Source organism: Crocinitomicaceae bacterium, from assembly GCA_016708105.1.
Classification (GTDB): Bacteria; Bacteroidota; Bacteroidia; order Flavobacteriales_D; family Crocinitomicaceae; genus JADJGJ01.
In genome coordinates, this window is the sequence record JADJGJ010000002.1 from 640,569 (window position 1) to 653,696 (window position 13,128).

10 protein-coding genes are annotated in these 13,128 nt (G+C 37.9%); 3 read left to right on the forward strand and 7 right to left on the reverse strand.

Annotated features, from left to right (window positions below):
- Positions 1 to 12: 12 nt before the first annotated feature.
- From IPH66_13940 to IPH66_13960, 5 genes are all read right to left on the reverse strand, one after another.
- Positions 13 to 873, reverse strand: coding sequence for a 3'-5' exonuclease (locus tag IPH66_13940; GenBank protein ID MBK7130440.1), 861 nt, complete (start codon positions 871 to 873; stop codon positions 13 to 15).
- A gap of 20 nt (positions 874 to 893) precedes the next feature.
- Positions 894 to 3,617, reverse strand: a complete 2,724-nt coding sequence (locus tag IPH66_13945; protein MBK7130441.1) for an OmpA family protein — start codon at positions 3,615 to 3,617, stop codon at positions 894 to 896.
- A gap of 2 nt (positions 3,618 to 3,619) precedes the next feature.
- Positions 3,620 to 5,932, reverse strand: a complete 2,313-nt coding sequence (locus tag IPH66_13950; protein MBK7130442.1) for a PD40 domain-containing protein — start codon at positions 5,930 to 5,932, stop codon at positions 3,620 to 3,622.
- Positions 5,933 to 6,063: 131 nt separating this feature from the next.
- The gene (locus IPH66_13955) at positions 6,064 to 7,404 is read right to left on the reverse strand and encodes a 2-oxo acid dehydrogenase subunit E2 (protein ID MBK7130443.1); all 1,341 of its coding nucleotides are present in this window, start codon (positions 7,402 to 7,404) and stop codon (positions 6,064 to 6,066) included.
- A 253-nt stretch (positions 7,405 to 7,657) separates the two neighbouring features.
- Positions 7,658 to 8,389 (reverse strand): hypothetical protein, encoded by a 732-nt coding sequence (locus IPH66_13960; GenBank protein MBK7130444.1) that lies wholly within the window; start codon positions 8,387 to 8,389, stop codon positions 7,658 to 7,660.
- On the opposite strand from IPH66_13960, the gene IPH66_13965 reads away from it, so the two are divergent.
- Together IPH66_13965 and IPH66_13970 are read left to right on the forward strand one after the other, a co-directional pair.
- Positions 8,331 to 8,768, forward strand: coding sequence for a hypothetical protein (locus IPH66_13965; GenBank protein ID MBK7130445.1), 438 nt, complete (start codon positions 8,331 to 8,333; stop codon positions 8,766 to 8,768). The genes IPH66_13960 and IPH66_13965 overlap by 59 nt on opposite strands.
- Before the next feature lie 92 nt (positions 8,769 to 8,860).
- Positions 8,861 to 9,316, forward strand: coding sequence for an Lrp/AsnC family transcriptional regulator (locus IPH66_13970; GenBank protein MBK7130446.1), 456 nt, complete (start codon positions 8,861 to 8,863; stop codon positions 9,314 to 9,316).
- A gap of 19 nt (positions 9,317 to 9,335) precedes the next feature.
- On the opposite strand, the gene IPH66_13975 is transcribed toward IPH66_13970, so the two are convergent.
- Complete coding sequence (locus IPH66_13975; protein ID MBK7130447.1) at positions 9,336 to 10,010, reverse strand: histidine phosphatase family protein; 675 nt, start codon at positions 10,008 to 10,010, stop codon at positions 9,336 to 9,338.
- Positions 10,011 to 10,256: 246 nt separating this feature from the next.
- Between IPH66_13975 and IPH66_13980 the strand changes: the two genes are divergently transcribed.
- The gene (locus tag IPH66_13980) at positions 10,257 to 12,488 is read left to right on the forward strand and encodes a CotH kinase family protein (protein MBK7130448.1); all 2,232 of its coding nucleotides are present in this window, start codon (positions 10,257 to 10,259) and stop codon (positions 12,486 to 12,488) included.
- 66 nt (positions 12,489 to 12,554) lie between these two features.
- Here the strand turns inward: IPH66_13980 and IPH66_13985 are convergent, their stop codons facing one another.
- Positions 12,555 to 13,022, reverse strand: coding sequence for a hypothetical protein (locus tag IPH66_13985; protein ID MBK7130449.1), 468 nt, complete (start codon positions 13,020 to 13,022; stop codon positions 12,555 to 12,557).
- Positions 13,023 to 13,128: the final 106 nt, after the last annotated feature.

A 13,128-nucleotide genomic window follows, 5' to 3' on the forward strand; every position in this document is an offset into this window, starting at 1 on the left:
ATAATTTGTGAACTAGGATCCGAATTTATTTTTTAATTGACTTAGTTTATCTGTAAATTTTTGCTCCTCTACTTCTTTCTTTTTTTCTTTTTGCTCACGATTAGCTGTAATCAATTTATCGGTTTCTTTTTTTACAATTGATTTTGTGTAAAGCGGGAATTCATTATCCAGAATCCAGCGGTGATAGCCGGGTTCTAACTGATACACTTCACGAATAGTTTTACCTGCATGTTTGCCAAAATTGTACATGATTTCTTTTTTGTCATTCAAAGCAAGTCGACCAACAAAATCAATTTTCCGATTTTTATCTGTTTGAGTAAATTCTGATAAAAACAAAATATCATTTTTTATATCGCCGTATTTTTCAAGTTGGGCTTTTAAAATTTCAAAAGTGGCAACAATATCTGCTTCAGCGCTGTGAGCATTTTGCATTTCTTGATGACAATAAAATTTATATGCTGCAGACAAGGTTCGTTGTTCCATTTTGTGGAAAATGGTTTGCACGTCAATAAATTTTCTGTCTTCCATTTCTAGTTCAATCCCAATTCGCAAAAATTCTTCCAATAAAAATGGGATATCAAATTTGTTAGAATTGTATCCTGCTAAATCTGCCTGACCAATAAAGGTTTTTATTTCTTCAGCAATTTGTGAAAATTGGGGAGCATCTTTCACATCAGCATCTGTTATACCATGAATTTCAGTTGAATCAGCAGGAATTGCCATGCCGGGATTTACGCGTTTTACATATCGCTCTTCGGTTTGATCCGGGTGCACCTTAAGTATTGCTATTTCAATGATACGGTCTTTTGAAATATTTAACCCCGTGGTTTCAAGATCAAAAAAGGCAAGCGGCTTGGTAAGATTTAATTGCATGATATAGAATGACTATGTACTTACAAAGATAAGTATAAGTCAGCCATTTCAGGAATTTCAATTTTAATTTCTACCCGACGGTTTAATTGACGGTTATCAGGACTATCAGATCCGTCAGGTGCCATATTATCATATGCCGGACGAGTTTCACCAAACCATTGATTTTTGATTCGGTTAGGTGCAATGCCTTTATCAATTAAATATTTATGTGCTGATAGTGCCCTGCGTTCTGATAATTTTTCGTTGTATGGCTCTGATCCAAACCAGTCAGTGTGACCATCAAGTCGCAGTGTAACATTTGGGTTTGCCTTCATGAAATTGTATACGTCATCCAATACGTTTTTGCTTTTATCACGAAGGAAAAATTTATCAAAGTCAAATAAAATATTCGCAAATTCTTGTCCTCCACCCGGCGGCAACATGTCACGCAGCTCAATAATATCTACATATTCTGTATAAGCCAATTCAGTAGTTTTAGGATCTATATACATGATATAAGCAGAGAATGCTACTTCCACATTGCTCATATCTAAATTGTAAGATACTGTTTTGTTATTCAGTGTTGCTACAACATCAGGAGTTGAGCTAACGTTTGTAAATTCAAATTTACCTGTTCCGTCAGTTACTATGGTGTTGGTAATTTTGCGTCCGGTATTGCCAAAATAAACGGTCACATTAGGGCGTGGTGTGTATGAAATCTCATCTTTAAATTCTCTGATAATACCTGAAACGGTAACGGTTGAACCTGAAGAAAAATTGTCGCCAAAATAACTTGCCTTGGCATCATCTTCATTTATCATTACGATATATGTTTTGTACGGATCAATTTTTTCAAACGTGAAATTGCCGTGCTCATCAGTATGTGTCATGCGTAATATCTGATGATTTTCATTCATTAAAACTACCTCAACGTAACGGGCATTGAGTGTGTTATTATGTGCAAGATGTCCTGAAATACCTTGATGTTGCGTTGTACCGGCTGAGGTAAAATCTTTTGATCCGTAAGTTTTTTCAATCTCTGCCTCAATGTCAAACATGGCATTTTTAAAAACTGCACGTTGGGCATATACTTGCCCGTCTTCATCTTTTAAATAATCTACTGTGATTTGTTGAAAGAGATTGTATTGTTCACATTGTTCAGGAATAAAAAATTCTTCACGGTGCGGCCGCAGTTCGTTGTACTTGCTTTGTGATACCGTAAGCTCAAGATAATATGTCTGATTTGGAGGAAGCACCATCGTGTACTTTCCTGTTTTTGGATCAATATTATAAGTGCCCATCACTTCTCCTGTTGTTTTATTGGTTACTTTGATGTATCCATTTACAGGCAAGTGGTTTTCTTCAAAAATTGCATATCCTTTTATGGTGGTTGTAGCAAGATTTTTGCAACCAAAACTTGCTGTATATAAGTCAAGATATCCATACGACCCTGGACGCATGGAAGCATAATAAGCAAGGGTGCCATCTTCATTTTCTACATAATAGATGTCATCTCCGGCTGAGTTGATAGGTGCTCCAATATTTATAGGTTCTGACCAATTGCCATTTTCATCACGCACTGATTTAAAAATATCAAAGCCACCCATAGAATTGTGTCCTTGTGAGGCAAAATAAAGTGTCTTTCCGTCTTTAGATAGAAATGGCGCATCTTCTTTATAGGGTGTATTAATAACCGGACCAAGATTTACCGGTTTGTCCCAGGTTCCGTTTTCATTTTTGCGTGAATAGTATATATCACGTTCTCCATAACCGCCTTCAGCACCCACTGATACAATAAACATTTCTTGCTCATCCGGCGTGATGAAAATACTTGGATTTGCATCGCCAATATTCACATTCTGATTCATGCGCACCGGTATTGACCATTTACCACTTTCATCTTTTACACTTTTCCAAACGCTGTTCTCTTTATAAATGTACAGTGTGTTTCCATCAGGTGACAAACTGATTGGTGCCTCATGTGCCTTTCCGTCGTTGATTTCTTTATTCAGATATCCTGATGATTTATTGATGACTTCAGCTTGTTGCCATACTCCATTTTTATTCGTAGTGTAGAAGATGTCTTCAAAATATAATCCATCCAGATTTTTCTTTTTACCCGGCGGGCGGCGCGAACAAAACAAAATTAAATCTTCATTATTCGTAACAACCGGCACATAGTCGGGATAATCAGAGTTTACCTTGTCTCCCATATTAACAACAGTAGCATCTTTCACGGTTGTTTTACCGCGCAAATCAACTCCATTATTACATACTTCAATCTCTCTGATGACTTCTTGTCTCAATTCCATTCCCTTTTTATTGTTTTTTACATCATTGAGAAAAAGGGTGTAGAACTCAATTGCTTTCTCGTATTCACCATTGAAGTGATATGCTTTTGCGGTGTAATACAAAATTTCAGGCATGGTGTCATCAACTGACAATTCAAGGGCCTTTAAGAAATAGGTCAAAGATTTTTCACGCTCAACTTCAGAGTCGTAGTAAACCATTCCGGTTTCAAGCCAGTATTGTGGTTTAGTAGGATTTTCAGCAACAACTTTATCATAGAAAGATTTTGCTTTCCAATACTCTCCTTTGCGGTATGCATTTCTCCCTTTGCGCAGAAATTTTTTCTCTTTCCCGCGTTCAACTTTTTCTTCTTTCTCATCCTCTTCTTCATCACCATCTTGGCTATAGGCAGATGATGAGAGCAGAACTCCTGCAAAGAGCAACAATATGGATAGTATTTTAAAAAACCGTTCCATTTTCAGAATTGGATTTCAAATTTAATATATTGATAGCGTTGGTAAACATTTGCTTTTTCAACAGCATCGTTATTATAGTCCGGACCCTGTACAAGGGCTTCTTTTTCAACGAAGGTAATTTTACTTACATCAATACCTTCAGATTTTAATAATTTGATTAGAATTTCTTTACCTGACTTTAATCGCTGATCGGCAAGTTCCTGATTGTTGGCGTATGATTTTGTGGGTACTTTAGATGCGCTTGATGAAATAATGATGGTCACCTTTTGCCCATTGTCAATGAGTTGTTTAATGCCTTTTACATATAATTGCAAAGCTTCATTTTTTGTGTCAAACTTATCTTTGTTGTATCCGAAGTTGTACTGAAAAATTGGTGTGGTAAGTATGGTTGAGTATTCTGAAACGGTAGATCCGGTTTCACAATTGGCTTTGAACGTGTATGAATCAACCGCTGTATTATTGCTGTCTACCAGATTTAAAAATAAATCTTCACAAAAATCAAAATCTGCTTCATCAATTTTTATCAGATGTGATTTATCGGGATCCAATTCTTTGTAAGGGAATTGACCGTACTTATTGATTACTTCTTGATAAACCAGTTGTTTGTCTTCATAAATAGAAACTCTTTGACCTGTTAAGTCTGTGAAATATTCTGTATTACTAAATTCCCAACGCGTCCCGTCAATAGGCAAATCAGCGTTCATGGCAACCGCATCAAGGTTAACAATATCCAATAATAATTCGTGTTTTAATTCTTGATATGATGAATTACACGGCACATAAATTTCAGTTTTGTAAAAGGTCTTTCCATCAAGTTGATAATCCAGTTCGTAAGTATGACAGGGCTTTAGCGTAAGTACATAACCGCCGTCACGTCTGCGTGGGCTGTATAGTTTTGGTGGAGTTGCATCAGTAAGATCTGTAACGTAAATGGAAATTCCTTTTGGAATCATGCTATTGTCTGACGTAAAAATAAATCCGGTTAACACGGCAACATTTCTGATGAGTGAGCGGTCAGACTCAACCATGTAAATATCTTTATCTCCTTGTCCTTCTTGTTTGTCTGATGAATAGTATCCTGTGAGTCCATCAGCTGTAGTGGTATAAAAAATATCATCATCAAAAGAATTTAGCGGATACCCCATGTTTACAGGTTCTGACCACTGTTCTGATTCATCCATTTGAGTTACAAAAATGTCAAAACCACCCATACTTGCCGGGCCGTTAGAACTGAAATACATGGTGCGATTGTCAGCTCCCAGAAAAGGAGATTCTTCATCATACGGCGTGTTAATTGGTGCGCCCAAATTCATGGCTTTACTCCATTCACCATTAGGTAATTTTTTTAAGCGATAAATATCTCGCCCACCCATGCCGCCTTCACGGTCTGAAACAAAGTAAAGATAATTTCCATCAGGACTAATGGTAGCGTGCGTTTCCCATGCTGAAGTATTCAGTTCCTCTGCCGGAAAAGGCATGATGTTCACAAACACAGTATCTCTGAGTTCAGAAAAATAAATATCACCACCGCCTAAATCTTGATAAACAAAAACAGTTTGACCATCAGGAGAAACTGATACCGATGCATCATTGGATTTTGGCTTGCAGAACTCAAGATATTTTGGACTCTCCCAATTTCCGTCGTAGTTGCGATAGCACACGTAAATATCTTCATAATGTTGACCATTTTCAAGACTGATGTATCCGGCATTGGTGCTATCCGGCCGCAATCTTTTTGAGGTAAAAAATATAGCTGAACCATCAATGGTAATTACCGGTGAATATTCAGGATTTGATGTGTTAATGGTTATGCCCATATTTGTTATCACATAATTTTCAGGATTAGCCATAAGCTTTCGGGCAACTTGACATTGTGAAATACCTAATACAGCCAAATCATAATTCATGTGCTTACGTTTGCAGTTTTGCAAAAAGAGGTCATATTGGTAAAATGCGGTATCAATATTGCCTTTTGAATGGTTAGATTTTGCCAGGTAATAATAGATTTCAGTGGGTGCATTTCGTTCAAGAGATGAAAACGGGTTGTATGATTTGCTAACCGAGTACTGCGCTTTTTCAAAATACGGAATGGCTTCAATTTCACGATTCAGGTACACCAGACACATGCCGGCTTTGTACAATAAATTTGCGTTTGTTGGATCTTCTTCAAGCATGAACTCCCAAATGAATAATGCTTCATTGTAAATTTTATCATACATGAAATCATTGGCTAGTTCAAATTTTTCATTGAAAGATGCGTTTTTGAGGGCTTCACGCAACTCTTCACGAGTAGGGCGGGGTTGTGCTGTCGCCATTAGGGAGGCGAATAAAACTGTAAGAAACAGAGAGAATTTTAGCACAATTTCGGTTAAATTATTCTTCAAAGAAAAAAAGAAAACCCATTGTCCTGAGGCAGTGGGTCTTCAAATTTTTTACGGTAAAATGTTTATAACTCTCTGTTAATATCAAATTGCTCAAGGTAGTCAGCTACCCTTCTTACAAACTGTCCACCCAGCGCTCCGTCTACAACGCGGTGGTCATAGGAGTGTGATAAAAACATCTTATGTCGTATGGCGATTGCATCACCTGAAGGCGTTTCAATTACGGCCGGCATTTTTCTAATAGCTCCAACTGCAAGCACTGCAACTTGTGGTTGGTTGATGATTGGGGTTCCCATAACATTGCCAAATGTGCCAACGTTAGTGATGGTGTAGGTTCCGCCTTGAATGTCATCAGGATTAAGTTTGTTATTTCTTGCACGATCAGCTAGACTGTTCACTTGCTTGGTTAAGCCAATCATGTTCAACATATCTGCGTTTTTAATCACCGGCACAATCAGGTTTCCGCTTGGTAAAGCTGTTGCCATTCCAATGTTGATGCTTTTGCGACGGATGATTTTGTCTCCGCTGACAGAAATATTTACTCCAGGAAAATCTTTGATAGCCTTCACAATAGCTTCAATGAAGATAGGCGTGAAGGTCATTTTTTCTTTTTCTTTTTTGAAGAATGAATCTTTTATTTTTTCTCTCCACATCACAATATTGGTGACATCTGCCTCAACATACGAGGTAACGTGTGGTGAGGTATGTTTAGACATCACCATGTGGTCAGCAATCAACTTGCGCATGCGATCCATTTCAACAATTTCATCTCCTTCCCATATTGGAACTTCAGGAGTTTTAAATTCACGCTGTGGCTGGCTAACTACGCTGGCTTGCACTTGTGCAGGTTTGGCCGTTTCAGTTTGTTTTGCCACGGTTGGTTCTGATTTAACGGCAGTGCGGTTTCCGTTTTGAACATAACTGAGAATATCTTTTTTAGTTACTCGGTTATTTTCTCCTGTTCCGGTTATAGCATCAAGTTCTTGCATGCTGATTCCTTCTTCCTTTGCAATGCTGCGAACCAATGGTGAATAAAACCGACCACTTTCACTGGTTTTGTCAAGTACCTGAGAGGTAACTGTTTGTGTTTGAGCTGTGGTGTTGGTTTGCGCAACTGCCTGTACCGGTTGTGCTGTAGGTGTTTCTACCGGTTTTGAATCAGTGCCTCCGCTTGAAATAATGGCAATGACATCACCAACTTGTGCAACTTGATTTTTCTCAAATAATTTTTTGATTAAAATGCCTTTTGCTTCTGAAGGGAGTTCGTTGTCAACTTTATCCGTGGCTACTTCTACCAGTGGTTCGTCTAATTCAACAGAATCACCAACATCTTTCAACCAGTTGGTTATCGTTGCTTCTGTCACACTTTCTCCCATTTTCGGAAGTCTGATTTCTATTTCAGCCATGGTATTTTAACTATAAAATTCTGATGACAAATTTAGCCTATTTTTTCTTTGTGATCATGCGGCACATAAGAATCACTGAATTTTGATTTGGTTAGCCTGATTTGACCAATCTATCAGACACTTGGATAATTACTTGGCTTAATAAGATTACTTAATAGACAAATTGGAAAAAGATCTTTCTTGTTCATGATTCAGAGGAACCAAAAAAAAAGGCTGCTGATTAGCAACCTTCTTTTTGATATTTTTTGTGAGATTAATCTTCGTCACCTTCTTCCTCTTCTTCATCATAAGGCTCATCAGCGGTGTCTTCCTCTTCTTCATCGTCATCTCCTCCTAGATCTTCATCTCCAACATCTGGTGTTTCTTCACCAATATCCATTGTATCAACTTCGTCGTCATCGTCTCCAATAGCCGGAGCCCCTGCAATACCTACAATTATGAGGTGGTCAATTCCTTTGTATGCAAAAATGTATCCTTTCATTTCTTTACCCTGATAAGGGAATGAAATAAAGACAGGGTCATTGGCTTCAATAAATTCTTTCAATGCTTGTCTAACTTCAGGATCTAATTTGCCAATGTTGCTGACAATTTTTTTCAGGTTTGGTTTTCCAGGTTGTACCGGACGGTAAACAGGCGGCGGTACTTCTGGTGTCTTGCTCGCTCTAGATGATTTAGGTTTTTCAACTTTTGCCGGTTTCTCTTCTTTGATTGGTTTTACCGGTTCTGGTTTTTGTGCCTTTGGTTTTTCTTCTTTCAGTTTTGATACCGGTTTAGGCGCCGGTTTGACTGGTTTTGTACTTGTTGCTTTCACGTTTGATTTATTCTTTACTTGTATGGATTTTTCTTTTGAAACAGATGGTTTGGAGGCTTTTGACTGTATTGTTTGTTTGGTTGATTTGGCCTGTTTCACTGGTTTACTCGCCGGTTTGCTTTTACCCGGTTTGGCAACAACTTTCTTTGCAACTTTTGCTGCAACTTTTTTCACTGGTTTGGCAACTACTTTTTTTGCTGGTTTGGCCTTGGTAGCCACCTTTTTAACCGGTTTTGTTGCTTTTTTTGGAGCAACTTTTTTCACCGGCTTGCTCACTTTTTTAGACGCAGCCTTTTTTGCCGGTGCAGATTTTTTTGCCGGTTTACTAACTTTTTTTACCGGTTTGCCAGCCGCCTTTTTGACCGGCTTGGATTTGGCTGCCGTTTTCGGTTTAGTTTTGGCTACTGCCTTTTTAACCACTTTCTTAGCCGGTTTTGCCTTCGCAGATTTTGCTGGCTTTGCCGGTTTCTTGTTCACCTTTTTTGCTGGTGCTTTCTTTGCTTTTGCCATGGGCATTCAGTTTAGTAGTTGTTTCGCGATCAAAGTAAACTAATTCACGCCAATCGACTCATGAGTAATATTTACTGTGCGCAAAATAAGTAAAAAATAATATGATATTTTATATTCGTAGAAAATTTCACTGGAATGGATGAGATTGACATCAAAATATTAAAGCATCTACAAGAAGATGCAAAAATAACTACCAAAGATCTGGCTTCCAGACTTTCCTTATCTGTTACACCGGTGTATGAACGCATCAGAAAACTCGAAAAATCAGGCATAATAAAAAAATATGTGGCGGTATTAAATGCTGACCTGCTCAACAAAAGTTTAATCGTTTTTCTGAATCTCACCATAAAAGAGCACCACTTGGCTGCACGAAAAGCACTTTTACAAGAGCTGGTTTCACTCAATGAAATATCTGAACTTTATCATACTTCAGGAACATATGACTTTGTAGCTAAGGTGCGATTTGAGAATATAAAAGAGTATAAAGATTTTTTAGTAAACAGAGTGGCAGGCATTGAAAACATAGCTGATATTGAAAGTCATATTGTGCTGGATGAAATTAAACACTCCACAGAAATTTATTTGGATTAAGGTTTCTGATCAATTTGTTTCAGTCAATTTTGACCGGACGACTGTAATTGTGAAAAGTGCTATCCCATTTTTTTACATCGCTGATTAATTTGTACTTGCCGGTATCATCTCTAACAAATTCAACAATGGCGCAGTTTGATGGATTGGCAAGAAGCTCAAATTCTTCAACTGTCCAATGAAACCACTTCATCAAGAATAATCTAATAGCCATACCGTGGGTTATGATCACCGTGTTCTGTGGAAAATCTGATTTTAAAAAATCTCGGTGAAGGGTTCCAAAAAAGTCACTTATGCGATCATATACGTCTGCTGCAGACTCTCCATCAGGGATGCGGTAATAAAATGTGCCATAGGCATCACGTGCTTTTTCAACTATCTTACTTTCATCTTGTGTGCGCAAATGTCCCCACTCTTGTTCTCGTATGCGTGGCTCTTCTCGATACGTGATCTTTGATTTGTCAAATGACTTGGCTATTTCTTCAAATGTTGTTCGCGTGCGCCACATGGGGGATACATAAAAGAATACCGTTTCATCACCTATCATTGCTTTGAGTCGTTTGCCTGCTTCATAGGCCTGATTTTTTCCCGCTTCTGTCAACTCCAGAGTATAATCCGGCTTTTCAGCGTAGATAGATTTATTTACATTGCCTTCTGACTCACCATGTCTGACCAGAAATAATTTATTTGGTTTCATATTATTTTCAGTTGAGATTGGGTTTTGAAGTTAGATAATTCGTCAAATTTGTTCTGTTTATTCAGGTTTGATTATTAGTAGATTTTGATCTGAAATTAAAAAAATATCAGCTTGTATAATGATAAAATGTTTCTGTAAGGCTAACCAATTTTGTTATCAGTACGTTAAGACATTGTGAAAAATATTTTACCTTCGATTAAACCTATCACCAAAATCGGGGTCTTAACCGATATTGAAAACATTTTTATGAAAAAAATAATCTTCCTTTTGTCCTTTCTTCCAATTTGCAGTTTTGCGCAGGATTTGTACGATATTGATCACATCACCGTGATTGAAATTGAATTCAGCACGTCAGACTGGGATGCTATGATGGATGCAAATGACTTAACAGATGACGGAACTAAGTTGCCCGGCACAGTTACTATTGATGGTCATACGTATGATAGTGTTGGTGTGGCATATAAGGGCAACAGCAGTTATGATGAAAACAATCTTAAAAATCCGCTGAACATTGAATTGAATTATATTCTTGACCAACGCTACCAAGGTTATACCACGCTGAAATTGGCATCAGGAAAAAATGACCCTTCTTTTGTTCGTGAAGTGCTTTGCTATCAAATTGGACGCAAATACATGGACATGCCGTTGTCAAATTACGCCAAAGTGTATATCAATGGTGATTATTACGGATTATTTTCAAGTTCTGAAGCAATTGACGGCAGATATGGTGAGCGCAGAGTTTATGCAAACAAAAATAACCCGCGCTTTAAATGTAATCCGCCTAATGGCATGGGACCGGGCAACGAACCTTCTTTAGATTATCTTGGTGCTGACTCTGCTTTGTACGCCAATATCTACGAATTGAAAACAGATTTGGGCTGGGCTGAGTTAATTGAATTCATGTATCAGTTAGAATACAACCCTTCAACCATTGATCAGTATCTTGATGTTGATCGTACACTTTGGATGCTTGCCTTTAACGTGGTTACTGCTAACATGGATAGTTATAGCGGACCAACAAAACAAAATTATTATATGATTCTGGCGGACAATGGACATTGGTGTCCTATCATTTGGGATCAGAATGAAGGTATAGGTGGTTTTGAAAGTGTAGGTGACGGACCTCCGGGGCCACCCGATATTGCTGATTTAACAGATATGGATATGTACCTGAGAATTGGCAGTGCGCAATGGCCGCTCATAAATAAATTATTGGCTATTCCGCGTTACAAAAAAATGTACGTGGCTCACATGCGCACAATTTTAGCTGAGAATATTTCTAATGGTTGGTACTATACCCGCGCTCAAGAACTACAAGCTATTATTGATACCGAAGTTCAAACTGAACCTAATCCGTGGTACACGCATGCACAATTCACAGACAACTTGGATATTGAAGTAACCGGCATGGGCGGTGCATTTGGTGTTGCTCAAGTTTTAGACGGGCGAAATACCTATCTCACCGCACAACCTGATTGGATATTGACAGCACCTACCATTAGCGCTATCGCTAATTCGCCGGTGAGTGTGCCGGCAAATTCACTGGTTACTTTTACCGCAAATATCACCAATGCTAATTATTCGTATTTAGGATACCGCAGTTATACCGGTGATGTTTTTGGAAAATCTGAAATGTTTGATGATGGTTTACATGGTGATGGAGCAGCATCCGACGGCACTTACGGTGTAGCAATTTTTGTTGGAGCTGCTGATTTGGAATATTATATCTATGCTGAAAATAATGATGCCGCCATGTTTTCTCCTGAACGTGCTGAGCACGAATTTTACCATTTGGCAGTTGATGCTGATGTTGTTATCAATGAAATAATGCCTAAAAATAATGTGACAGCAGAAGACGAAGATGGTAAACATGAAGATTGGATTGAACTGTACAATAACTCATCTTCAGCGGTTGATCTTATGGATTATTATTTGTCTGATGATATTTTGAGTCCTAACAAATGGCAGTTCCCTGATACCAGCATTGCTGCCGGAGGATATCTTATTATCTGGTGTGATGAAGACACCCTAGACAGTGGTTTGCATACAAACTTTAAACTGACATCTTCGGGTGAAACAATCATACTTTCCAACTCATCAGGATTTGCCGTTAACCAGGTCACCATGCCTGAAATAGAAAGTTCACAAACGTATGGAAGATATGTAAACGGAACAGGTTCGTTCATTCGCATGGTGCCAACTTTTAGTGCACAAAATTCTTACACGGCAATTGGGGTAGAAGAAATTTTCACCACAGATATCTTTGGCATTTATCCAAATCCGGCTAGTGATGTAGTGTATGTCAAAACAGGTTCAGCAAATGCAATTCAAGTTGATTTGTATGATCTGAATGGTCGTTTGATAAAATCAGTAGAAGTGAATGATAATACCTCAGTTGATGTTTCAGACTTGACAAATGGCGTCTATCTATTATTTGTGCCGGCTATGAATAAAACTATCAAGCTGGTGAAAAATTAATTGATCATTCATTTGATTTATGAGAACTCTGACAATGATATTGTCGGAGTTTTTTTTTCTCCTTCATTAAGGAGCAGCCATTTGAGAGCCAGAATCAAAACTGTCTTTTGCTTTAGCGTTATACTTATTCTTCCCAAAAAGATAACAAACTTCATAATTCCAATATCCGGCATGTATCACGTTGACATAAAATTTGTGATCATTTTGATACACGCGATATTTTTGTTTTTCAGGCAAGTGATCAGGATGATCATAAAAAAAACTACTGTCCGGCTGATTATAGGGAGTAAATGAATTGACAACGATGATCAGCGTATCTTTTTTTGTCAGTTGTAAAGGATCTCCATTGAAGTAAATATCGCAAAGCGAAATTTTTGCGTGAACACTGAAATAATATAATTCATATCTGCTCACGCCACCATCTTCCATTCCGCCCAGCACTTCAGAGTAGCTATTATAATAATTTACCAGTTCTGTTTGACTTTGTGAGCCAAGAGCTATGAATAGAAGAAAAATTACTACCAGCTTTTTCATGGTCCGGTGTTTTTATACAACAAGATACAAAGGAAACGCCAATTGGTTCAACTAATCAATGGTTAGCCACATGCAAAATACATGGATAACACATTGAGCAACACAA